At 69.8% G+C, this 22,674-nt stretch carries 24 protein-coding genes, 1 tRNA gene and 1 pseudogene; 11 read left to right on the plus strand and 15 right to left on the minus strand.

The window, feature by feature from the left end; genetic code table 11:
- Positions 1-13: 13 nt before the first annotated feature.
- The 6 genes and pseudogenes from F4553_RS14265 to F4553_RS14290 form a co-directional block, all read right to left on the minus strand.
- Complete coding sequence (locus F4553_RS14265) at positions 14-925, minus strand: hypothetical protein (protein ID WP_184836182.1); 912 nt, start codon at positions 923-925, stop codon at positions 14-16.
- Entirely contained in the window at positions 918-1,415 is a 498-nt protein-coding gene (locus F4553_RS14270; protein WP_184836184.1) for a SigE family RNA polymerase sigma factor, read from the minus strand. The genes F4553_RS14265 and F4553_RS14270 overlap by 8 nt, the downstream gene beginning before the upstream one ends.
- 66 nt (positions 1,416-1,481) lie before the next feature.
- Positions 1,482-2,255 carry a metallophosphoesterase gene (locus F4553_RS14275; protein ID WP_184836186.1) on the minus strand — a complete coding sequence of 258 codons (774 nt, stop codon included), beginning with the start codon at positions 2,253-2,255 and terminating at the stop codon, positions 1,482-1,484.
- Between the two features lie 9 nt (positions 2,256-2,264).
- Positions 2,265-5,006 (minus strand): annotated as a pseudogene (locus tag F4553_RS14280) (bifunctional [glutamine synthetase] adenylyltransferase/[glutamine synthetase]-adenylyl-L-tyrosine phosphorylase); the annotation flags it as partial.
- Between the two features lie 33 nt (positions 5,007-5,039).
- Complete coding sequence (locus F4553_RS14285; RefSeq protein ID WP_184836190.1) at positions 5,040-5,828, minus strand: type 1 glutamine amidotransferase; 789 nt, start codon at positions 5,826-5,828, stop codon at positions 5,040-5,042.
- Between the two features lie 5 nt (positions 5,829-5,833).
- A complete protein-coding gene (locus F4553_RS14290) occupies positions 5,834-6,784 on the minus strand; it encodes an endonuclease/exonuclease/phosphatase family protein (RefSeq protein ID WP_184836192.1) in 951 nt (316 codons plus the stop codon).
- 71 nt (positions 6,785-6,855) lie between these two features.
- Here F4553_RS14290 and F4553_RS14295 point away from each other — a divergent pair, with 71 nt between their 5' ends.
- From F4553_RS14295 to F4553_RS14305, 3 genes are all read left to right on the plus strand, one after another.
- Entirely contained in the window at positions 6,856-7,791 is a 936-nt protein-coding gene (locus F4553_RS14295) for a S66 peptidase family protein (RefSeq protein ID WP_184836194.1), read from the plus strand.
- Between the two features lie 68 nt (positions 7,792-7,859).
- Positions 7,860-8,213 carry a thiol-disulfide oxidoreductase DCC family protein gene (locus F4553_RS14300; RefSeq protein ID WP_184836196.1) on the plus strand — a complete coding sequence of 118 codons (354 nt, stop codon included), beginning with the start codon at positions 7,860-7,862 and terminating at the stop codon, positions 8,211-8,213.
- On the plus strand, positions 8,189-8,815 hold the full coding sequence (locus tag F4553_RS14305) for a TetR/AcrR family transcriptional regulator (protein ID WP_184836198.1): 627 nt from the start codon (positions 8,189-8,191) through the stop codon (positions 8,813-8,815). The genes F4553_RS14300 and F4553_RS14305 overlap by 25 nt, the downstream gene beginning before the upstream one ends.
- Positions 8,816-8,897: 82 nt before the next feature.
- Here F4553_RS14305 and cimA read toward each other — a convergent pair whose 3' ends face one another.
- The gene (cimA, locus tag F4553_RS14310) at positions 8,898-10,466 is read right to left on the minus strand and encodes a citramalate synthase (RefSeq protein WP_184836200.1); all 1,569 of its coding nucleotides are present in this window, start codon (positions 10,464-10,466) and stop codon (positions 8,898-8,900) included.
- A 212-nt stretch (positions 10,467-10,678) separates the two neighbouring features.
- Here cimA and ahpD point away from each other — a divergent pair, with 212 nt between their 5' ends.
- The gene (gene ahpD / locus F4553_RS14315; RefSeq protein WP_184836202.1) at positions 10,679-11,269 is read left to right on the plus strand and encodes an alkylhydroperoxidase, AhpD family; all 591 of its coding nucleotides are present in this window, start codon (positions 10,679-10,681) and stop codon (positions 11,267-11,269) included.
- Between the two features lie 571 nt (positions 11,270-11,840).
- Complete coding sequence (locus tag F4553_RS14320) at positions 11,841-12,593, plus strand: tyrosine-protein phosphatase (RefSeq protein ID WP_312875211.1); 753 nt, start codon at positions 11,841-11,843, stop codon at positions 12,591-12,593.
- 41 nt (positions 12,594-12,634) lie between these two features.
- Here the strand turns inward: F4553_RS14320 and F4553_RS14325 are convergent, their stop codons facing one another.
- The 4 genes from F4553_RS14325 to sigK form a co-directional block, all read right to left on the minus strand.
- Complete coding sequence (locus F4553_RS14325; RefSeq protein WP_184836206.1) at positions 12,635-14,113, minus strand: molybdopterin-dependent oxidoreductase; 1,479 nt, start codon at positions 14,111-14,113, stop codon at positions 12,635-12,637.
- 8 nt (positions 14,114-14,121) lie between these two features.
- Entirely contained in the window at positions 14,122-14,718 is a 597-nt protein-coding gene (locus F4553_RS14330) for a fasciclin domain-containing protein (RefSeq protein WP_184836208.1), read from the minus strand.
- A gap of 85 nt (positions 14,719-14,803) precedes the next feature.
- Positions 14,804-15,547 (minus strand): anti-sigma factor, encoded by a 744-nt coding sequence (locus F4553_RS14335; RefSeq protein ID WP_184836210.1) that lies wholly within the window; start codon positions 15,545-15,547, stop codon positions 14,804-14,806.
- The gene (gene sigK, locus F4553_RS14340; protein ID WP_184836212.1) at positions 15,544-16,176 is read right to left on the minus strand and encodes an ECF RNA polymerase sigma factor SigK; all 633 of its coding nucleotides are present in this window, start codon (positions 16,174-16,176) and stop codon (positions 15,544-15,546) included. The genes F4553_RS14335 and sigK overlap by 4 nt, the downstream gene beginning before the upstream one ends.
- A gap of 172 nt (positions 16,177-16,348) precedes the next feature.
- On the opposite strand from sigK, the gene F4553_RS14345 reads away from it, so the two are divergent.
- The 4 genes from F4553_RS14345 to F4553_RS14360 are packed head-to-tail and all read left to right on the plus strand — an operon-like array spanning position 16,349 to position 19,816.
- The gene (locus tag F4553_RS14345) at positions 16,349-18,508 is read left to right on the plus strand and encodes a sensor histidine kinase (protein WP_184836214.1); all 2,160 of its coding nucleotides are present in this window, start codon (positions 16,349-16,351) and stop codon (positions 18,506-18,508) included.
- Positions 18,483-18,887 (plus strand): roadblock/LC7 domain-containing protein, encoded by a 405-nt coding sequence (locus F4553_RS14350; protein ID WP_184836216.1) that lies wholly within the window; start codon positions 18,483-18,485, stop codon positions 18,885-18,887. The genes F4553_RS14345 and F4553_RS14350 overlap by 26 nt, the downstream gene beginning before the upstream one ends.
- Before the next feature lie 7 nt (positions 18,888-18,894).
- Entirely contained in the window at positions 18,895-19,257 is a 363-nt protein-coding gene (locus F4553_RS14355; RefSeq protein WP_184836218.1) for a DUF742 domain-containing protein, read from the plus strand.
- The gene (locus F4553_RS14360) at positions 19,238-19,816 is read left to right on the plus strand and encodes a GTP-binding protein (protein ID WP_184836220.1); all 579 of its coding nucleotides are present in this window, start codon (positions 19,238-19,240) and stop codon (positions 19,814-19,816) included. Before F4553_RS14355 ends, F4553_RS14360 begins: the two co-directional genes overlap by 20 nt.
- Positions 19,817-19,826: 10 nt before the next feature.
- Here the strand turns inward: F4553_RS14360 and F4553_RS14365 are convergent, their stop codons facing one another.
- Positions 19,827-20,000, minus strand: a complete 174-nt coding sequence (locus F4553_RS14365) for a hypothetical protein (protein WP_184836222.1) — start codon at positions 19,998-20,000, stop codon at positions 19,827-19,829.
- Between the two features lie 211 nt (positions 20,001-20,211).
- On the opposite strand from F4553_RS14365, the gene F4553_RS14370 reads away from it, so the two are divergent.
- Positions 20,212-20,484, plus strand: a complete 273-nt coding sequence (locus F4553_RS14370; protein ID WP_184836224.1) for a hypothetical protein — start codon at positions 20,212-20,214, stop codon at positions 20,482-20,484.
- A 10-nt stretch (positions 20,485-20,494) separates the two neighbouring features.
- A complete protein-coding gene (locus F4553_RS14375) occupies positions 20,495-21,406 on the plus strand; it encodes an NAD-dependent epimerase/dehydratase family protein (RefSeq protein ID WP_184836226.1) in 912 nt (303 codons plus the stop codon).
- 52 nt (positions 21,407-21,458) lie between these two features.
- Here F4553_RS14375 and F4553_RS14380 read toward each other — a convergent pair.
- The 3 genes from F4553_RS14380 to F4553_RS14390 all read right to left on the minus strand — a co-directional run bounded on the left by F4553_RS14380 (position 21,459) and on the right by F4553_RS14390 (position 22,658).
- Positions 21,459-21,533, minus strand: a tRNA-Val gene (locus F4553_RS14380).
- Positions 21,534-21,692: 159 nt separating this feature from the next.
- Positions 21,693-22,151, minus strand: a complete 459-nt coding sequence (locus tag F4553_RS14385) for a peroxiredoxin (protein WP_184836228.1) — start codon at positions 22,149-22,151, stop codon at positions 21,693-21,695.
- Positions 22,152-22,220: 69 nt separating this feature from the next.
- Positions 22,221-22,658, minus strand: a complete 438-nt coding sequence (locus F4553_RS14390) for a DUF3052 domain-containing protein (RefSeq protein ID WP_184836230.1) — start codon at positions 22,656-22,658, stop codon at positions 22,221-22,223.
- Positions 22,659-22,674 lie beyond the last annotated feature (16 nt).

Below are 22,674 nucleotides of genomic sequence, written 5' to 3' on the forward strand. Positions count from 1 at the left end.
CTGCCGCGACGGGTCAGCAGACGGGCGTCGCGGCGCAGAGCCGGACCGCCGCCTTCTTCGCCAGCTCCATCGTCCGGGCCTCATCGTTCAGCCCCAGATCGACGATGGTGACCAGGTCGTCGACCCGGATCACCGCCAGCACGCTGACGACGGCGTCGCCGAGCGGTTCGCCCGCCGGTGTCACCGGCTGCACCGTCCCCTTCATCAGCAGGGACTCGTCACCGGCGAACCCGGTCGAGAGCACCACATAGCTGCGGCGGCTCACCATCACGCGCTCCGGCGTGCTCAGCACCGGATCCCGGGTCTCATAGGTCGGGCAGGCCTCGACGACCTGCCGCACGCCGCCGAGCACCTGGGTGGCGTCGGCGGACGCGTAGCGCCGGATCTCCAGCGCACCCGTGCCGGCCACGCCGGGCCCGGCCCGCCGCACCTTCTGCGACAGCTTGAACAGGTAGCTCGCCGGCCGCACGTTGAGCGCCGTGTACGCCGTGCACCCCTCCGCCGCGAAGATCCAGTCCTGCGTGTCGGGCTGCGGCTGGGCCTCCTTGACGTCGAAGACGACGAGGTCCCGGCCCATCTCGGCGGTGGGCGGCAGCGCCTCCGTGGGGATCCACGCCACGTCGGCCGAGGTGACGACGTGCGCCGGCGTCCGCGAGGGCGACGGTTTCGGCGACGGGCTCGGTGACGGCGTCGGCGTGGAGTGGGCGAGCTGCCGCGTACCGGCCTGCTGGTGATCGTCCCGGTTGACGGCGATCACGATGCCCCCGGCGAACGCCAGCGCCAACACCGCCGCGGCCGGTGTGGCGATGGCGACGTTGCGCCGCCGCCGGTCGCCCCGAGCGCGCACGTCGACCGCGTCGGCCCAGCTCACATCCGCTTTGTCCGACTCCATGAACTGCACATATTCCTGCCTGAGCTCAGGCATCAGCAACCTCCCTCGCATCGGTCCGCAGGAGGCCGGCGAGTTTCTCCCGCCCCCTCGCGAGCCGTGCCTTGACCGTGCCGGTGGGCGCGCCGGTGGCGCGGGCGACCTCCTCGACCGAGAGGTCGAGCAGGTAGAAGAGCGTGATCGCGGTCCGCTGCGCCTCCGGCAGCTTCCGCAGTGCGGTGACGACCTCCAGCGTCGCGGAGCTGGGTGCCGGCGACGACTCCACGACTCCGTGGCGGATGTATGCCTTCGCCCGCGTCCGCAGGCTCCGCCACTTGCTGATGGCGATTCGCGTGGCCACCACCCTCACCCAGGCCTCGGGGTCGGCGTGCTCGCGCACCGTCGACCACCGCTGCCAGGCCCGCGCGTACGCCTCCTGCACCGAATCCTGCGCCTCGGTGACGTCACCGGTATGCAGGTAGACGAAGCCCAGCAACCGCTGCCTGCTTCGTCGATAAAACTCGTCGAATCCCTCGACGTCCTCCACCAACCACCTCCGGTGACCCCCAACTCAGGAGATACGTCCTGGAAGGACGGTTGGTTGCAGACCGGCCTACGTTAGTTTGACGGGAACGCAGGCGGAGCCGAGCGCGATGCCCGTGTCCGCGGCGACGGCGAGCCCGCCCGCGTAGACCACCGGCCCGTCCACATCGTTCGGTGCGACGCCGAAGGTCTCCGGGATGGTCGAGTGCCCGTGCACGATCCGCGAGCCGCCCAGCGCCGCCAGCATGGCCTTGACGTTGGTGATGCCGCGCTTGGCGTCGAGGAACTCGAAGCGCCGGAAGAGCACCCGGGTCTGGATGCCGAAGGTCGCCGGATCGGGGTGTGCGACGAATCCCCGGACGTAGGCGTTGATCTCGGCGATGCTGTCGCCGAACTCCAGGTAGCCCGTGGTGTCGGCGTGGATGAGCAGGTGGTCGTCGATGAGCGCGACGGCGGGCAGGGCGGCGATCCAGTCCTGCCGGTCGGGGGTGAGCCCGACCAGGTCGGAGTCCTGGCCGCCGTTGAGCGCCCACACCTGCACGACGCTGCGGACCTCGCTGACGGGCGCGTTCGGCACCAGCTTGGCGCCGTAGAGCAGCAGGTCGTGGTTGCCGATGACGCAGCCGACCTCGCCACCCGCGGCGGCCGCCTGGGGCTGCAGGCCGCGGATCAGGTCGATCACGCCGATGCCGTCGGGGCCGCGGTCGGTCAGGTCGCCGAGAAACCACAGCTTGTCCGTGCCGCCGACCCAGCCGCCGGAGTCGCCGATGAGCCCGGCCTCCTGCAGCGCGTCGGTCAACTGGACGAGATGTCCGTGGACATCACCGACCACATAGAGCGCCATCGGGACACCTTAGCCCATGAAGATCCGCTCCACGACGGCTCTCGCTCGGCGCGTGCCGCGCAGGTAGTCGTCGAGGAATTCGCCCGGGTCACCCGCGGCGAGCACCCTGGCTATCCCGGCGAGTTCCGGCCCGTGCCGGGGCAGTTGATCACCCGCTCGGCCGCGGATGAGTGTCAATGCGTTGCGGACCCGGCCGGCGAGCTGCCAGGCGGCGGCGAGCACCGCGGCGTCCATCGGGGAGACGAGCCCGGCGTCCTGCGCGGCGGCGAGCGCCGTGAGGGTCCTGGTGGTCCGCAGTCCGGGCACCCGGTGGCCGTGGCGGAGCTGGAGCAGCTGCACGGTCCACTCGACGTCGGCGATGCCGCCCCGGCCGAGCTTGGTGTGGGTGAGCGGGTCCGCGCCCCGGGGCAGCCGCTCGGTCTCCACCCGGGCCTTGATCCGGCGGATCTCGATGATCTGCTCCCTGGTCAGCCCCTTCGGCGGGTAGCGCAGCTCGGCCACGAGCTCCAGGAATTCCTCGCCGAGCGAGACCGACCCGGCCACCGGGCGGGCACGCAGCAGCGCCTGTGCCTCCCAGGTGTGCGACCAGGTGGCGTAGTAGCGCCGGTGCGAGGAGATGCTGCGGACCAGCGGCCCCTGCCTGCCCTCCGGCCGCAGGTCGGCGTCGATGCCGAGGGGCGGGTCGGACGAGGGCAGCGAGAGCAGCCGCCGCAGGTGCTCGGCGATCGCCAGCGCGTGCCCCTGCGCGGTGTCCTCGGGCATCCCCGGCGGCGGGTCGTAGACGAACATCACGTCGGCGTCGGAGGGGTAGCTCACCTCGTAGCCGCCGAGCCGGCCCATCCCGATGATGGTGAAGCGCAGGTCCTCGGGGGCGTCGGCGGCGAGCCGGGCGACCGCGAGACCGGCGGTGAGGGTGGCGTCGGTGACGTCGCTGAGCGCCTGGCCGACGCCGTCCAGCGTCACCTTCGGGTCGAGCGCGATCTCACCCGCCGCGGAGAGCAGGTCGGCGCAGGCGATGCGGAAGAGCTCCCGCCGCCGCAGCCCTCGAACCGCACGGATCGCCTGCTCCGGCTGGGTGTGCCGGGCAGCAGCGTGGACCATCGCGTCGATGAGCGCCTGGCGCGGCCGGGGCAGCAGCTCGGCGTCCTGCGCCAGCAGGCGCAGCGCCTCGGGGTCGCGTTCGAGCAGGTCGGTGACGTAACGGGAGGTGCCGAGCAGCCGGGCCAGGCGCAGCGCGACCGGGCCCTCGTCGCGAAGGAGTCGCAGGTACCAGGGGGTGGTGCCGAGCTTCTCCGAGACCCGGCGATAGGCGAGCAGTCCCGCGTCCGGGTCGGGGTCGTCGGCCCACTCGTCCAGCATCACCGGCAGCAGGGTGCGCTGGATCGACGCCGTCCGCGAGACGCCGCCGGTCAGCGCCTCGATGTGGCGCAGTGCCCCGACGGGGTCGGCGTAACCGAGGGTGGTGAGCCGGTCCTTCGCCGCGTCGGCGCTCAGCGTGAGGTCGCCCGAGGGCACCTTCGCCACCGCGTCGAGGAGGGGGCGGTAGAAGAGCTTGGCGTGGAGTCGGCGTACCTCCGCGGCATGCGCGACCCAGTCGGCACGGAAGGCCTCGACGGCGTCGCGCGTCCCACCCGCCCGGTAGCCCAGGCCGTGCGCGAGCCACCGCAGCGCCGTGGGCTCGGTCGGGACGGTGTGGGTACGCCGCAACCGCTGCACCTGCAGCCGGTGCTCCACCTGCCGCAGGAACCGGTAGCCCAGGGCGAGCGCCTCCCCGTCCCGGCGCCCGATATACCCGCCGGTGACGAGCGCGTGCAGTGCGGGCAGCGTGCCGGTGTGCCGCAGCGTGGTGTCGCCCCGCCCGTGCACGAGCTGGAGCAGCTGCACCGCGAACTCGATGTCGCGCAGCCCGCCCGGACCCCGCTTGATCTCCCGATCACGCTCCCCGGCCGCGACCTGGGCGATGATCCGGCGGCGCATGTGCCGGATCTCGTCGACCGCCTCGGGGCGTTCGGCGGCGGTCCAGATCAGTGGTTCGAGGTCGGCGAGCCAGCGCTCGCCGAGCTCGATGTCACCGGCGGCGGGCCGGGCCTTGAGCAGCGCCTGGAATTCCCACGTCTTGGCCCAGCGGTGGTAATAGGCCCGGTGGCTCGCCATGGTCCGCACGAGCGGTCCCTGGCTGCCCTCGGGGCGCAGGTTGGCGTCGACCGGCCAGGCGACCTGCCCGCAGATCTCCATCATCCCGGCGGCGACGGTGGTGGCGGCACCGAGGTCGGCGTCCTCCTCCGCGACGAAGATGACATCCACATCGGAGACGTAGTTGAGCTCGCCACCACCGCACTTGCCCATCGCGATGACGGCGAGCTTCGGCCGCCGGCCGACCCGGGCCGCGGCGATCTCGAAACCGGCCCGCAGCGTGGCGTCGGCGAGTCTGGTGAGCGCGGTCATCGTCCGCTCGACGTCGACGCCCCCGGCGAGGTCGTCGGCGGCGATGCGCAGGATCTCGTGGAGGTAGGCGAGCCGCAGGTGCGCGACGCTCGTCGTGGGCAGCTCGGTGACGGGCGAACCGACGAGAGCGGTGATCTCGGCCGGGTTGGCGACGAGGTGGTCCCCGAGGGTGGAGCTGGCGCCGAGCACCGCGACGAGCCGCTGCCTGAGCAGCGGATTCTCGCTGAGGTCCAGCTCTACACCGGCACGCAGGGCGGACTCGACCAGCCGGTCCATCTGCCGAGCCGCGAGCTCCGGATCCGCCGCGCCCAGGGCGAAGGCCTCACGCCGGGAGATCATCTAGTGGCCGTGCCCGTTGCCGTTGCCGAGCAGCGGCAGGGCGCTGGGCCGCTGCGTCGACACGTTCCGGCCCAGGGCGAGGTCGGCGAAGCGCCGGGCGAAGGGCTGCCACACCTCGAACAGGTCGTCCATGACCGCGTCGACCGACTCGACCAGCTGCTCCGGGTCGCGGCCCTGCTCGCGCAGCCAGTCGGCGTTGTTCTCGACCCACCCGGCGAACATGGCGGTGTCGCACTCGATGTGGAACTGGGTGCCCCATGCCCGATCGCCGAGGCGGAAGGCCTGGTGCGGGAAGCGGGGCGAGGCGGCGAGCAGCTTCGCCATCAGCGGCAGCTCGGTGATCTCGTCGAAGTGCCACTGGAGTACGTCGGGTGCGAACGGCACCGCGGCGAAGAGCGGATCGTTCTCGGCCTGGTCGCGCCGGGCCACCAGCCCCGGACCGATCTCCGGCCCGGACGGCGCGCGCTCGACCAGGCCGCCGTGCGCCTGGGCCAGGAGCTGCCCGCCGAGGCAGAGCGCCAGGGTCGGCACGCGGTGCCGGACCGCCTTGCGCAGCAGCCCCTCCATCTGCGGAAACCACGGCGCACCGGGCTGCCCCGCGTCGTCGGGGTAGGCGTTCTGGTCGCCGCCGAGCACGATCAGCGAGTTGAAGGACTCCAGGTCGGCGGGGAGCTCCTCGCCCGCGTGGGCGCGGATGACGGAGAGCTCCAGCCCTGCGTCGGTGAGCCACTCCCCCAGCCGCCGGATGTCATCGGTCGGGTCGTTCTCGATCACGAGTGCGGTCGCCACGCCTCCTAGGGTAGGACGAGCTCCGCGAGGAGCATCCGGTGGTCACCTCCCGGCAGTCCGAAGACGTGGCAGTCGCGGACGCCGATCCGCCGGTCGGCGAGCACGTGATCGATGGTCACGGGCGGGAGGAGGTCCCCGTCATAGGGCCCCCACGTGCCGACGAACCCGTCACCGGTCACCTCGGCGGCGTCGCGGTAACCGGTGTCGACGAGTCGGCGTACCGGTGCGTGGTCGAGGGTGGCGTTGAAGTCGCCGAGCAGCACCCGGAGCCGGCCGTCCGGCGTGGCGGGCGGCTCGTCCCGATAGCTGGCCCGCCAGTAGCCGACCATCTCGGCGCTGTAGGGCGAGGCGGCGTGCACCGACTCCACCGCGACCGTCACGCCGCCGGGCAGGACCAGGTCGGCGTGGGCCTGCCGGAACCAGGAGTCGCCGACCCGCCTGGTGGCTCCGTCACGCAGCTCGTAGCGGGAGAAGAGGGCCGAGCCGTCCTGCCCCGCGTCGATCGCCACATAGCGATAGGCGAAGACGTCGCCGATCCCCGCCGCATCCGCCCTCGCCAGCCAATCGTCGGTCATCTCCTGCACGGCGAGCAGATCCACCCGGTGCACCCGGGCCAGCCGGATGATCTCGGCCGGATCGGCCCTCCCGGCGTAGACGTTGCTGGTGGCGACCCGCAGGTCGAGCCCCGTGGCCCCGGCCTGCGGGTCGCTGTCGGTGAACGCTCGCGGCAGCACACAGGCCACCAGCGCGACGGCGGTCACGGCAGCGACGGCCGTCGCGCCCCACCGCCGCGTCCAGGCGACGACGGGTACGAGCACCAACGCACCCAGCGCAACATAGGGAGTGAAAGCCATCAATTGAGTTGTCGGGTACCGGTCATCCCAACCGATGAGTCGAAACACCGCCCATACCGCACCCGGGACCACCGCCGCCCACACGAGCGCTCGTCTCCACATGCCGTCATCCCAGCAAACCAGGGCTGCGGGCTGGTGGCGTTCCTGTGCCCATCGTGTGAAGATGGGCGACCGTGACCCTCCACCCCGCTCCGCTCCAGGCCGGCGACGCCGTTGCCCTCGTCTGCCCCGCTGGTCCCGTGCCGCACGACCGGCTCGACATCGCCGTCGGCGTCCTCGCCTCATGGGGTCTGGAGGTCAGGGTCGCCCCACACGTACGCCTGAAGCACGACACCTACCTCGCCGGCACCGATGAGCAGCGGCTCGGGGACCTCAACGCCGCGCTCGCCGACCCGGAGATCCGCGGCGTGCTCGCCGTCCGGGGCGGTTACGGCATGCAGCGCATCGTCGACCGCGTCGACTTCGACGCCGTTCGCCGCGACCCGAAGCTCGTCATGGGCTTCTCCGACATCACCGCCCTGCACCTGGCGCTGTGGGCGGAGACCGGCCTCGCCACCGTGCTCGGCCCGGTCGTGGCGCAGTTCGACAAGGGCGCCGACTCGCCCACGACGCTCGGTGCCCGGCACAGCCTCATGTCGGCCGAGCCCGTCGAGGTGCGGGCCGATCCGGCCGAGTCCACCGCGTCGGTACGGGTCGGCGGCGTCGCCACCGGCACCCTGATCGGCGGCAACCTCTGCCTGATCGACGCGACGATCGGCACCCGGCACTCACCGGAGCTGGACGGCGCGATCCTGCTGATCGAGGACGTCTTCGAGGCTCCCTACAAGGTGGACCGGATGCTGACGCACCTGCTCCGCAGCGGCCTGCTCGACCGGGTCGCCGGTGTCGCGGTGGGCCAGTTCACCGACTGCGCCGACGGCTGGCCGGTCACCGCGGCGGAGGTGATCGGCGAACGTCTGGGCGGGTTGGGCGTACCGGTGCTGGGTGGTCTGCCGATCGGCCACGGCGTCGACAACATCGCGATCGGGCACGGCGTCCAGGCGACCCTCGACGCCACCGCGGGCACCCTCACGGTCGCCCCCGCCACCCATGATCCCCGCAACTCCTGAAGAGTTGGTGTTGATGGCTCTCCCCCGGTACTGTAAAACTTGAGCGACTGCTCAAGGAGGTCACCGAGATGCCCGCACCTGCACGCATCTACTTCGCCGCCGGCTGCGGACCGTGCCAGCGTGCCCGGGCGTTCGTCGAGCGCCGCCGCCCCACCGGCCTGCAATTCATCGATGCCCAGGAGTACCCGGGCGGGCTGTGGCGGTTGCGGTACGAGTCCGACAGCGGCATCCGGGCCGACGGGATCGCCGCCGTGGCCCGCGCGTTCAGCCACGCCGGACCGGGCTGGGCGGCGCTCGGGGCGCTGATGCGGCTCCCCGGTGTCGGCTGGCTGCTGCAGACCTGCGCCGACGCACTCGGCTACGGCCCCCGTTACGTCGGACCGGAGACGGAGATCGCATGTCGGATACCAAGACGAAGCTGATGGACGGCGCGATCGCGGCGATCAAGGAACACGGGATCGCGGGCGCCTCGGCGCGGGCTATCGCCACCTCGGCCGGGGTCAACCAGGCTCTCGTCTTCTATCACTTCGGCACCGTCGACGAACTGCTCACCGCGGCGTGCCAGCGGGCGACCGCCGAGCGGGTGGAGACCTACGCGGAGCGCTTCGCCGGGGTGACGAGCCTGCGCGGGCTGCTCGCCGTCGGCCGGCAGCTGCACGACGAGGAGCAGGAGCTCGGCAACGTCACCCTGCTGGCACAGCTCCTCGCGGGTGCCCGGACCAACCCGGTGCTCGCCGCGGCCTGCGCGCAGTCGCTGAAGATGTGGTCGGCCTCGATCGAGGCGGTCCTCACCCGGGTCCTCACCGGCTCCCCCTTCGCCGACCTCGCCGACATCGGCGGTCTGTCCAGGGCGATCTCCGCGGCGTTCCTGGGCCTGGAGCTCTACGAGGGCGTGGACCCCGCAGGCGCGGCCCAGGCCCTGGACGCCCTGGACCAGCTGGGCATCCTCATGGAGGTGGTCGACGAGCTGAGCCCCATGGCGAAGAAGCTCGTCCGCTCCCGCCTCCGCAAGGCCACCCGCTGAAATTCGCGTTGATCAAGGGAAGACTCGCCGCGAATCGGACACCCCCGATGGTGAGTCTTCCCTTGATCAACGCGAATATCGGTCAGGTCTTGGTGCGGGACAGGCCGTAGGTCAGGGCGTCCACCAGCGCGTGCCAGCTCGCCTCGACCACGTTTTCGTGTACGCCCACCGTCACCCAGGTCGTCAGGTCGTCCGTCGTCTCCAGCAGGACCCTGGTGATGGCACCGGTGCCGTGGGAGCCCTCCAGGATGCGGACCTTGTAATCGGTCAGTTCCAGGCTCGCCAGCTGCGGGAAGTGCTTGCTCAATGCCGTGCGCAGTGCCTCGTCCAGGGCATTGACGGGGCCGTTGCCCTCGGCGGTGGCGATGATCCGCTCCCCGCGTACGCGAACCTTCACGGTCCCCTCGCTGACCACGGCCCCGTCCTCGCGATGCTCCACGATCACCCGGTAGGACTCCAGCGTGAACGGGCTGGTGATCTCACCGAGAGCACCGCGGACCAGCAGCTCGAAGCTGGCGTCGGCGGCCTCGTAGGACCACCCCTCCGCCTCGCGCTGCTTCACCTGGTCGGTCACGGATGCCGCGACCTCCGGACGTCCGGCCAGGTCCAGTCCGAGCTCACGGCTCTTGAGCTCGATGCTGGCCCGGCCGGCCATCTCGGTGACCAGGATCTTCATGTCGTTGCCGACCACGATCGGGTCCACGTGGTTGTAGAGGACCGGGTCGACTTTGATCGCACTCGCGTGGATGCCCGCCTTGTGAGCGAAGGCAGCCGCCCCGACATAGGCCTGGTGGGTGTCGGGGGCGATATTGGCGATCTCGGCGATGGCATGCGAGACGCGCACCATCTGTTCCAGGCACCCGTCCGGTAGGACGGTCCGCCCGAGCTTGAGTTGGATGTTGGCCACGACAGCGAAGATGTCCGCGTTGCCCGGACGCTCGCCGTACCCATTGGCTGTGCCTTGAACGTGCTCGACCCCGGCCTCGACGGCCGCGATGGTATTGGCCACCGCGCAGCCGGTGTCGTTCTGGCAGTGGATGCCGAGCAGCGAGGGCGAGACGCCGAGCCGGGCGGTGAGGTCGCCGATCGCGGCGGAGATCCAGGACGGCAGCATGCCGCCGTTGGTGTCGCAGAGCACCACCCGTTCCGCACCCGCGCCGAACGCCGCCCGGGCCACCTCGGTGGCGTAGTCCGGGTCGTAGCGGAAGCCGTCGAAGAAGTGCTCGCAGTCGAGGAAGACGCGGCGGCCGTTGGCGACGAAGAAGCTCACCGTGTCGTGCACCATCGCGAGGTTCTCCTCGGGCGTGGTGCGCAGCGCGCGCTCGACATGCCGGATGTCCGACTTGGCAAAAAAGCAGACCACGGGGGTAAGCGTGTCGAGCATCGCGCGGACCAGCGGATCCTCTTCGACGTGTACGCCGGCCTTGCGGGTGGAGCCGAAAGCGACGAGCTTGGCGTGTTTCAGCTCCAGCTCCTCCCGGGCTCTGCGGAAGAACTCGGTGTCCTTGGGCATCGCACCGGGCCAGCCGCCCTCGATGAAACCCACACCGAACTCGTCGAGCAGCCGCGCGACCGCGAGCTTGTCGGCGACCGAGTAGCTGATCCCCTCGCTCTGGGCCCCGTCCCGCAGCGTGGTGTCAAAGATCTGCATTTCAGACTCTTTCCTGGGCAGTGTGGAGGGCGGCGGAAAACAAGAAGACCCCCCGCGGGTCGCGGGAGGTCTGCGCGTCGGCGAGGGCTCTGATGGCCTAACTGCGTCCGGCGCGCTCACTCGTAATAATCAGTACGAGGAAAGTCACGTCGAGTAGCCTTACACATCCCGTCCGGTGGATGGAAGCATCGTCCCACATTGTGGAGGTCCTGATGGGCATCGACGCACTCATGGCAGCCCTGCCGGACTACGCGAAGGACATTCGGCTCAATCTTGGTTCGGTCATCGACGACTCCCTCCTCACCGAGCAGCAGCTCTGGGGGACTCTGCTGGCCAGCGCCATCGCCGCTCGGAGCGCTGTGGTGATCCGCGAGGTCGGCGCCGACGCGGTCCTGCACCTCGGTGCCGAGGCATTGCAGGCGGCCAAGGCAGCGGCCTCGATCATGGCGATGAGCAATGTGTTCTATCGGGCCAAGGATCTGATCGGGGACGAGGCGTATCTGTCGTTGCCTGCGCGACTGCGGATGACCGCGGTGGGGCGGCCCGGGGTGGACAGGGTGGATTTCAAGCTGTGGTGCCTGGGGGTCAGCGCCGTTCATGGGTGCGGGGTGTGTTTGTCCTCGCACTCCGCGGCGGTGGTGGCCGCTGGGATTGCGGTGGAGGTGGCGCACGAAGTGTTTCGGGTGGCTGCTGTGGTTCATGCGGTTGCGGTCACTGTGGACGGTGAGGCCGCATTGGGGTCGACCTTGGGGGTAGGTGATCCCGGCATGGGGCACCCCCAACCCCCGTCGTGGTCACGGTGAGGGGCAACCACCTGTTAGGTCAGCACGGTCCTGAGCGCCGCGGTGATCACACCGTTTTCCCTGAAGATGGCGTGATCATGGGCCTTGATCACACCGTTTTCCCCCAACTTGGTGTGATCTCCACGCACGGCGCGCGGGAGCGGGGTTCGCGCAGCTGGTGATCGCGTCAAGTTCGGGGATTTAGACGTGATCTTGGATCGTGATCACGTCTAAATCCCCGAACTTGACGCGATCACCGCAAAGGAAGCGTCGTTGGCGAGCTCCGCGGCGGCATGTGTGATCTGCGAGGCCCGCAGGGAAGGGGGCGGCGCACACCCGCACCGCGCGGACCAGCTCAAACAACCACCACCTCCTCGTCGGCGCGCCCTTAAACCCCCTCCCGACCGCGAGATGCCACAAACCGCCGCACCACCACGAGCGCGCCGCAAGATCGTCGCAACTCTTGAAGAGTTGGTCCCGATAACACCAACTCTTCAAGAGTTGCGACGATCTTGCGGGGGGCATGACCGCCCTGCGGGACCGGGTCCTGCCCGCGGTCCCCGATCGCCACCTCCTGGTTACCCTGGAAAACGTGACCACCGAACCCCGCGACCGTTCCATCCGCTTCGCCGCGGTCTTCAACTTCCGCGACGTCGGCGGGCTCACGACCGCCGCCGGACAGACGGTGAAGCACCGCCGGCTGTTCCGCGCCGACACGCTGTCGAGACTCGCGGACGCCGATCGGGAGGCGTACAACGCGCTGGGCGTACGCACGGTCATCGATCTACGCAGGCATGAGGAGGTGCTGAGCGGACGGGCACCGGAGTGGGCCGCGCCGACCTACATCCACCACCACATCGACCACCCCTACTGGAACAGGGCCGACTACCGCGAGGAGCTCGGGGTGGTGGCCTTTCTCAGCGATCGTTATCGGGAGCTGACCACGCACGGTGCCCGCGACCTGGCGCAGATCGTCGAGGTGATCGCAGATCCGGAGAGCGGGCCGGTCGTGGTGCACTGTGTGGCCGGGAAGGACCGGACCGGAACGGTGATCGCGTTGACGTTGGAGCTGCTCGGGGTGCCCGACGAGGAGATCGCGGCCGATTACGCGCTGACGGAGCGGTCCGAGGACGCCTACTCGCGGTGGGCATCGGTCAATGTGCCCGGGTTCGCGGAGGCGCCGCCGGTGCCCTACTACGTGAGTACGCCCGGCGAAGCGATGCTCAATACGCTGTCGCACCTGCGGGCGGAGCACGGCACGATCACGAACTACCTGGTGAACGCAGGCCTCAAGCCCCAGTCGATCGAATCGCTGCGCGCCAAGCTGCTCGACGAACCGCGCTGAACCCATATGACCGCTCGCCCGATCGCCGCACCTGCCGGCGGCTACGTGACCGTGACCGCGACGGTGTGCAGGCCGGTGGCGCCGTCGGGGAACGGGGTCGCGCGGGCCTCGGTCTGCACGTCGCCGGTCTTGTCGATGGCGCGCACCTTGATCGAGTGGCCGCCCGCCGGGGCCTTCCAGGCGTAACGCCACTGGACCCAGGTGTCGGCGGTGGCGACGGGGATGAGCTCCGCCTCGACCCACTGCCCGCCGTCGATCTGCAGCTGGACCGAGGTGATGCCCCGGGTCTGCGCCCACGCGACGCCGGCGACGGTGACCTCACCGGCCTTGATCTGGGCGAAAGGCAGCGGGCGATCGATGCGGGAGGCGGTCTTGACGGGTGCCTTCGCGGCCCAGCCCCGCTTCACCCAGTAGGGGTCGAAGTCGGCGAAGGTGCCGAGCTCGATGTCGACGATCCATTTGCAGGCGCCGACGTACCCGTAGAGGCCGGGGGTGAGCATCCGCATCGGGAAGCCGTGTTCGAGGGGCAGCGGTTCGCCGTTCATGCCGATCGCGAGCATGGCGTCCCGGCCGTCCAGGACGGTGCTCACCGGCGTACCGATCGTCATGCCCTCGGTCGCGCGGGAGATGATCTGGTCGGCGCCGGACTGGATGCCGGCCTCGCGCAGCAGGCCGGCGAGCGGCACGCCGAGCCATTTCGCGTTGCCGATGTAGGGTCCGCCGACCTCGTTGGAGACGCAGTTGAGCGTGATGTCGCGCTCGGTGAGCGGTCGTTTGAGCAGGTCGGCGAAGGTGAGCGTCATCGGCCGGTCGACCATGCCGTGGATGCGCACCTGCCACGATTCCACGTCGATCGTCGGCACCGTGAGCGACGTGTCGACCCGGTAGAACTCGCCGTTGGGCGTGAAGAAGCTGGTGGAGCCGTTGGGCTGTGGCTTGGCGGCGTCGGCGGGGGCCGGGAGCTTGATCGCGTCGCGAGCACGCTGCGCGTCCCGCCCGGTCACCTGCCGCAGCACGGCCGCGCCCGCTCCGGCCACGGCGACACCCCCCGCGATGATCGCCGCGGTGGTCAGGAAGCGTCGGCGCCCGCCGGCTTCGCCGATGGGCCTGGTCAGGATGGCGAGTACGCCGACGGCCACCACCCCGCCCACGATCGGTGCCAGCACGTCGATGGACCGATGGGCGGGACGGCTCAGCGCGGCGATGACGCCCAGGACCCCGAAGAGGCCCACCGCCGCCAGCCCCGCCGTCCGTTTCCGGCTGGCCAGGATGCCGACGAACGCGGCGAAGGCCACCAGCCCGACGACGATCCCGGTGAGCAGGAGCGGCTTGTCATTGGTGCCGAAGTTGCGGACCGCCCACTCCTTGACCGGAGTCGGGGTGGCGTCGATGACGGAGCCGCCGATGGTGACGAGCGGGGAGGCTTCGGGGCGGGTGAGCGAGGCCACCAGCTCCGCCGCCGCGAGACCCGCGGCGGCGGAGAGAAGGCCACAGAATGCCGGCCTGACCAGTGGTTTCATGGCGAAGGTCAGGGCATCAGAACGGAGTCGATGATGTAGACCGTGGCGTTGCCGGTCTGCACGTTGCCGCAGACCACGGCGGCGTTTCCGTTGACCTTGAAGTCGGTGCCGCTGCCGGTCACCGTCAGGTCCTTGCCCTCGAGCGTCTTGTGGGTGCCCGCGAGCTGGTCGGGCGAGAGCCGGCCCGGCACGACGTGGTAGGTGAGGATCTTGGTCAGCGTCGCGTTGTCGGCGAGCACGGCCTGCAGGTCGGCAGCCGGGATCTTGGCGAACGCGTCGTTGGTGGGCGCGAAGACGGTGATGTCCTTCGCGCTGTTGAGCGAGTCGCCCAGGTTGGCCTTGGTGACGGCCGTGACCAGGGTCGACAGGAGCGGGTTGCCCGAGGCTGCTGTCGCGACCGGCACCTTGGCCATGGCCTCGAAGCTGCCCTTGTTCGCCGGGTCCGTGGGTACTGCGGCGCAACCGGCACCGAACTCATCGCTCGCGGCGGCGCTGGCACTCGCGCTGGCGCCGGTCGAGGTGGTCATCTCGGTGCTTCCGCAGGCCGCGATGGCCAGCAGGAGTGCTCCGGAAGCGGCTATCTGGGTGAATCTCCTGGCACGCATGGCGAGTTCCCTTCAAGTAGCTGATGTGCTCTTGTCCGGTATTCGAAGCATGCGTGCCAGAGGATGGGTCTATTCCAGATATTTCCTAGGTCATCGGGATATCGCTGATCGCGGGCGCGCTGGGAGCCTTCGATCCGCCCGCCGGTTCCTGGGTCAGGGCGAGGACGTCCTTGCCCACGACACCGCTGATCAGACGCGTACCCCCGGAGTGCCCGTCGGCGAGCACACCGGCCGAGACCGGAGTCGTGCCGTCGACCAGCCACAGCTGATAGGTGTGGTCGGCGCCCGGTGCGGTGAGGTCGTTGAGGAAGACCACGCCCGCGTTCTGGCTGGGTGACATGACGATCGCCATCCGGCCACCGCCGACGACCGGCGCGCTGCGCATGACGGCGTCGGGAGCGGAGAGCACCTGCTGGATCCGCTGCGCCTCGGCCTGTGCGGCCACGGTCTGCTGCGACTGCCTGTCGAGACGGCTGTCCATCACGGCGTAGGTGGTGGAGCCCGCCGCGACGGCGAGAATCCCCGCCGCGAGCGTGTAGGCGGCCCGCCGGCGCCACGGCGACGGAATCAAGGCGGTTTCGCGGTCGGGGCGGCGCGGTGGCAGCTGCCTGGTCCGGGCGACCTCGGCGAGGACCTGGGCCCGCAGCCGGGGCGGCGGCACCGACCAGGCGCCGTCGGCGAGGCGGCCGGCGATCTCGGACAGCTCGTAGATCTCGGCCGAGCAGACGTCGCACTGCGCGAGGTGCCGGGAGAAGGCGATCCGCTCCTCCTCGCTCACCGCGTTCAGGACATACGGGCCAGCCAGCGCATGGATGTCCATGGTCGTCATCCCGTCACCTCCACACCCAAGCAGTCCCTCAACCGGATGAGCCCGTCGCGCATCCTCGTCTTGATCGCCGGCAAGCCGGTGTCGAGCAGCTGGGCGACCTCGCGATAGGTATGGCCCCCGTAATAGGCCAACGTGATCGCCTCCCGTTGCAGTTCGGTGAGGCCCTTCAGGCATCTCCGCACGAGCTGCTGTTCCAGCCGTGCGGTCGCCGCGTCCTCCACCTCGTCATAGGGCGTCTCCATCGACGCGGCGGCGACCCGGCGGGTGCGCTCGGCACCGGCCTGCTCCGATCGGACGCGGTCGACGCTGCGGCGATGCGTGATCGTGAAGATCCAGGCGGTCGCCGAGCCCTTGGACTGGTCGAACCGGCTGGCGGTCCGCCACACCTCCACGAGCACCTCCTGCGCGACCTCCTCGGCCTGCGCCGGGTCGCGCAGGACACGCTTCGCGAGGCCGTAGACGCGGGGCGCGACGCTGTCGTAGAGGCGGGCGAAGGCTTCCTCGTCACCGCGCGCGACAGCTTTGAGCAGCATCTCCGCATCCGGTGCCGTGGTTGCGTCCGGCTCGGGTACCGCCTGTAAACGATCGTCGCGTCGTGACGCGCGGGGGCGCTGATCACCACTACTCATGAAGGCCGACCCTTTCCGCTGGCTCTTCGGCCACAAAGCCGCTTGATATCTATTCGAACCCAAACAGAGATCGGATGGGTGGCAAGTCGCACACGTCGTGCGAGGGCGCCGTCACCCTACGGTGCTAATGTATGCACTTCCCTCGATCGCCCGTGGAACGTGAGGCAGAGGCTTGAAATCGCGTACCTCGAACCTCCGAGTAAAGATCGCCTTCCTGCTGGTCTCATTGACCGCATTATGGGCCTTCGCCGCCTTCGTCACCCTTCGCGAAGGCTTGAACCTCATCTGGATCAGCTCGCTCGACCAGCAGGTGGGACGGCCGACCGACAGCCTCGTCTCGCTCCTGCAGGACGAACGACGGCTCTCCGCGGTCGCGCTGGCCGGGCCCGCCGACGCGCCCCGGGACGCGCTCACCTCCGCCCGGGCCAAGACCAACGCCGCGGCCGACGTCTTCCGGACCTCCGCGCTCGGCTCGTCGGCCCAGTTCGCCGCCACCGGCCTGGCCCGGCAGCGCATCGATGAGCTCAAGGCGAAGCTCGACCTGCTCGAGACGAAGCGGTCCGAGATCGACGCACGTCTGATCACCCGGACCGGTGCCGTCAAGTACTACACCGACACGATCGGCATCGGTTATCAGATCTACGAGACGATCGCGACCTTCGACGACCGGGACATCAACACCCGCCTCGGCCACCTGCTGACCATGTCGCGGGGCCGGGAGGTGCTCTCCCAGGAGGACGCCCTGATGTCCGGGGTGCTCGCCGACGGCAACTTCCGCACCCACGAGGCGGCCGAGTTCGGCCAGCTCGTCGGCGCCCAGCGCTATATCCGCACCCTCGGCCTCGCCGGGCTGCCCGACGACGCCGCGATCTTCGACCCGGTCCTCAAGGGCCCCGAGCTCACCAAGCTGCAGGAGGTCGAGGACCGGCTGATCCTCGGATACCGCGACGACGCCACCATGCCCGTGGTCAGCGCGGCGGAGTGGCGGGCCGCCGTCGACCCGGCACGCGTAGCCCTGATCCAGCTCGACAACGATCTCGCCGATGCCGCGGTCGAGCGGGCGAGCTGGCCCGCGATCCTCGTCGTCGTGCGGCTCGTGCTCGCCGCCGGTCTGGGGCTCATCGCCGTCATCGCCTCCGTCATCGTCTCGGTGACGACCGCCCGCGCCCTGGTCAGCCAGCTCCGGCGGCTGCGCGACGCCGCCGACGAACTCGCCACCGTGCGCCTGCCCCGCGTCGTGGAGCGACTGCGCGCCGGTGAGGAGGTCGACGTCGCCGTCGAGGCACCACCCTTGATCTTCGGCGACGACGAGATCGGCCAGGTGGGCCAGGCATTCAACGCCGCCCAGGAGACCGCCGTGCGCACCGCGGTCGAGCAGGCGGAGCTCCGCCGCAGCGTCCGCGATGTCTTCGTCAGCCTCGCCCGGCGCAGCCAGACCCTGCTGCACCGCCAGCTCACCCTGCTCGACGGCATGGAGCGCCGCGCCTCCGACCCCGGTGAGCTCGACGAGCTCTTCCGCGTCGACCACCTCGCCACCCGGATGCGCCGCAACGCCGAGAACCTCATCGTGCTCTCCGGCGCGGCACCCGGCCGTGGCTGGCGGCGTACCGTCCCCGCGGTCGACGTGATCCGGGCGGCGATCGCCGAGGTCGAGGAGTACACGCGGGTCACGCTGCTGCCGACCGACCCCGCCGGGCTCGCCGGACGGGCCGTCGGCGACGTCATCCACCTGCTCGCCGAGCTGATCGAGAACGCGATCTCGTTCTCGCCGCCGCACACCACCGTCGACGTGCGGGGCAGCGAGGTCGGCACCGGTTACACCGTCGAGATCATCGACCGCGGGCTCGGCATGAGCGACGCCGACCTCGACGAGGCCAACGAGCAGCTCCGGCACCCGCCGGAGTTCAAGCTGAGCAGCACCGCGCGCCTCGGCCTCTTCGTCGTGGGGCGGCTCGCCGAGCGCCACCACATCGAGGTGCAGCTGCGGCGCTCGCCCAGCGGCGGCACCGCCGTCATCGTGCTCATCCCCGGCGAACTCATCACCGAGACACCGGCCCTGCCGGCACCGGCTGCGCTCGCGATCGCCGCGGCGCCGCTCGTCGCACCACCGCAGCGTCCGGACGGCGAGCGCGAACTCGCACCGTCGGGGCTTCCGCTGCGTACCCGCAAAAACAGCCGCAGCGTGCCCACCCAGGCCGAACCGAGCGAGGTGGTCGGCGGGCCAGCGGCCGAGCAGGCTCGCAAGCTGATGGCGTCATATCAGCTCGGCTCCCGGCGCGCCCGTTTCGAGATACCGGAGGATATGGATGCAACCCCAGAAAACGACGGCTGAGCTGGCCTGGCTCGTCGATGAGCTGGTCGAGCGAGTGCCCGACGTGCAGAGAGCGATCGTGCTCTCGGCCGACGGGCTGCTGATGGCCTCGTCCTCGGGCCTGACCCGCGAGGAGGCCGACCACTTCGCGGCGATCGCCGCCAGCCTGCACGGCATCGCCCGGGGCGCCGGGCGCATGTTCGCCAAGGGCGGCATCCGCCAGGCGATCATCGAGATGGACCTCGGGTTCCTCTTCGTCACCGCCGCCGGCAACGGGGCGTGCCTCGCCGTCATCGCGGGGGCGGAGGCCGACGCCGGGCTCATCGCCTACGAGATGGCGATGCTCGTCGCGCGGGTCGGCAAATACCTCACCGCACCCGTGCGCACGGCTGCCGGGTGACGCACTGATGGACGACACCCGCTGGATCGATGACGACGCTGGGCCGATCGTGCGGCCCTATGCCCTCACCGGCGGGCGTACCCAGCCCGCCACCGGCGGCTTCGACCTGATCGCCGTCGTGGTCGCCAACCGGCCGGCCACACCCGGCGACGCGGGTCTCGGCTCGACATACGCCGAGATCATGCGCTTGTGCCAGCAACCGCACTCCGTCGCGGAGATCGCAGCCCACCTGCGGCTGCCCACCGGAATCACCCGCGTCCTGCTCGGCGACCTCGTCGAGAAGGAACTCATCCGCAAGCCGATCTCCACAGCATCCGTGCCAACCGACGACATATTCAGGGCGGTCATCGATGGAATCCGCGCACTCTGACGTCCTCGCATACAAGGTGCTCGTCGCCGGGGGCTTCGGCGTCGGCAAGACCACCCTCGTCGGCGCCGTCAGCGAGATCAAACCGCTCTTCACCGAGGAGCACCTCACCGACGCGAGCGTCGGCATCGACGACACCTCGGGAGTCGAGGCGAAGTCGACGACGACCGTCGCGCTCGACTTCGGCCGCATCACCATCAACAACGGGCTGATGCTCTACCTCTTCGGCACACCCGGCCAGGACCGCTTCATGTTCGTCTGGGACGAGCTCGCCGAGGGCGCGATCGGCGCGGTCGTGCTCGCCGACACCCGGCGCCTGGAGGACTGCTTCTCCTCGATCGACTATTTCGAGTCGCGGGGGACGCCCTTCATCGTCGCGGTGAACTGCTTCGACGGATCGCACGTCTACGCACCCGACGACGTGAAGGTGGCGCTCAACCTCGACGACGACGTCCCGGTGGAGCTCTGCGACGCGCGGCACCGGGAATCGGTGAAGACCGTGCTCATCTCGCTCATGCGGTACCTGATGACGCGCAAGGCGGGCGAGCCGGCGAGGGTCTAGCCGTGCGCGGTTACGGCTGCTCCTGCTGGTTCTGGGGCAGCCAGTCGTCGTCCTCGAGGCCGGCGTCGGGAACGGGGACCCAGACCAGCCCGGCGCCGTGGCACGCCATGCAGTCGATGTCGTTGCGCTCGCCGGTCCCCCGGCAGAATCCACAGGTACGCAGTACAGGTGCCTGGTCGGTCATAACACTTCCCTTCCTGAACCCCCAGGCCAGCTTATTCGCCGTAGCACCACCCGTCGACTCGGGGAACGGGCCAACCTCACATCTCCGACAGCACCTCAGCACCGCCGAGACCGCCGCAACTCTTCAGGAGTCGGTCCTCAGCAGACCCGTCGAGGGGGGTACGCCGTGGACCCCCCTCGGCGGGGCCGATAGCGTCACGGAGGGGGTGACGATGAGGTCGGACAGTGGTGTCGAGGTCATGGTGAAGCTGGGGCATCTGTCGGAGGTGCGGGTCGACTCGATCGATCGCCATGGCAGCCTGCCCATCATCGAGATCCTGGTCAACAGCGAGCTGACCGTGATGCTCACGCCCTACGTCGGCGTCGAGCAGAACGCCCCGCTCACCTGGGACGATCTGCGGGTCGCCGATGATCTGGCCCGGGCCGCCACGGTCTACCGGGACGAACTCGCCCGCCTGCTGCGGGACGAGAAACAGACGAGTTGAGGGGCAGCTTGTGCGCGTACTCATCACGGGTGGCCGGGGATTCCTCGGCCGTGCCGTCACCGCGGACCTGATCGCGCGCGGGCATGGGGTGACCGTGCTCAGCCACACGGCAGGCGGCGACGGGACGGTGCTCGGCGACCTGCGCGACCGCGAACGCCTGACCGAGGTGATCGCCCAGGTCAAGCCCGAGATCGTCTGCCACCTCGCGGCGCTGACCAACCCGCGCGACTCCTTCGCGAACCCGCTCACCTACTTCGACGTCAACGTCGGCGGCACGCTCAACCTGCTGCACGCGCTGGCCGCGGCCGGCGAACCGGCCCGGATCGTCTTCACCTCGACCAGCGCCGTCTACGGCTCCGCGCGCCCCGGCCACCTCAGCGAGGACATGGTTCCCAGCCCGGAGAGCCCCTATGCGGTCTCGAAGGTCACGGCCGAGCAACTCCTGGCCAGCTATGTGGGTACGGGTGCGATCGGCGCGACCAGCCTCCGCTGCTTCAACATCGCCGGAGCGGTGAGCGGCTTCGGCGACCCGGACCCGACGCGGATCATCTCCGCCGCACTGCGGGCGGCCGCCGGGGTGATCCCGCACGTCTCGGTCAACGGCGACGGCAGCGCGGTGCGGGAGTTCACGCACGTCCTGGACGTGGCGGCGGCGGTGGGACTCGCGGCGGAGTCTTCGTCCATCGGCGACTCACGGGTGCTGAACGTCGGGACCGGCAACGGGATCACGATGATGGAGGTGATCCGGGCGGCGGAGAAGGTGACCGGGCGGGAGATCGCCGTGGTGCACCGGCCGCCGGCCCGGGAACCGCACACGTTGATCGCCGACGGGCGGCGGGTGCGGGAGGTGCTGGGGTGGGAGGCTCAGCGCTCGTCGATCGAGGAAATCGTCGCGGACAGCTGGGCAGCGCTGGGCGCCTGAGCGGAATTCATGGGCGGTGGTCGGCTTTACGCTGGTCACCGCTGTTTTATGATGGTGGGCGCGGCAGGTTTCGAACCTGCGACCCTCCGCTTGTAAGGCGGATGCTCTCCCACTGAGCTACGCGCCCTCGCACGCGACCACGTCCGTGCAAGACCTCGGACAGCCTACCCGATGACCGGTCTCCCCTTCTCTGGGGTTTCCGTCCACCAACCAGTAGATCTTGTGCGTTTTCCGTCGCCAGAGCGACGGAAAACGCACAAGATCTACGAATCCCCAGCGAAACGGGCTACAGGGCGGCTAGGGCCTTGCGCCAGGCCTGCTGGTCGCGGGCCTCGCCGGGGAGGTTCATCTCGGCGAACCGCACCACGCCGTCCTTGTCGATCACGAACGTGCCCCGGTTGGCGAACCCGCGCTCGGAGTTGAACACGCCGTAGGCGGTGGCCACCTCCCCGTGCGGCCAGAAGTCGGCCAGCAGCGGGAACTCGTAGCCCTGCTCCGTCGCCCATACCTTGTGGGCGAAGACCGAGTCGACGCTCACCGACAGCACCTGCGTGGAGTCGTTGACGAAGTCGTTGAGGTTGTCCCGGATCTCGCAGAGTTCGCCCTGGCAGGTGCCGGTGAAGGCGAGCGGGTAGAAGACGAGCAGGACGTTGCGCTGCCCGCGGAAGTCGGAGAGACGCACTTCCTGGTTGTTCTGGTCCTTCAGGACGAAGTCGGGCGCCACGGCGCCGATCTGGATGGTCACAAATCCTCCAACGAGGGCAGGTTGGAGCGGCGCGCTATCCACAACAGCGCGCCGCGATCTGCGACAACCCTAACGCTTGCTTCGCGCGGCCTTAGGCGCGACCAATCTGGAAGCTGCCCAGTCACTGCCGGCGCTGAGAGTGGTGGTCTGCGCCAGACCTGCGGTCGGCGCCGATTCACTGATCTCGCTGGGCTCGACGTGGCCGTCACGGCCGGACTTCGGAGTCAGCAGCCACACCACGCCACTGTCGGCGAGGGGGCCCAGTGCGTCGACTAGGAGGTCTACCAGATCGCCGTCGCCGTCGCGGTACCAGACGAGCACCGCATCGACCACCTCGTCGGTGTCCTCATCGACTAGTTCGCCGCAGCGATCGGCCAGCGCGTCACGAAGATCTTCATCGACGTCATCGTCGTATCCCATCTCCATGACCACCATGCCCGGCTCAATGCCGAACCGGTCCGCCAGGCTGCGTACGCCATCAGCGGCCTGACCAGCGGTCGCGCTCACGTTTGGGTGCCTCCCA

Origin of the sequence: Allocatelliglobosispora scoriae (genome assembly GCF_014204945.1) — a bacterium.
In the GTDB taxonomy this organism is placed as follows: domain Bacteria; phylum Actinomycetota; class Actinomycetes; order Mycobacteriales; family Micromonosporaceae; genus Allocatelliglobosispora; species Allocatelliglobosispora scoriae.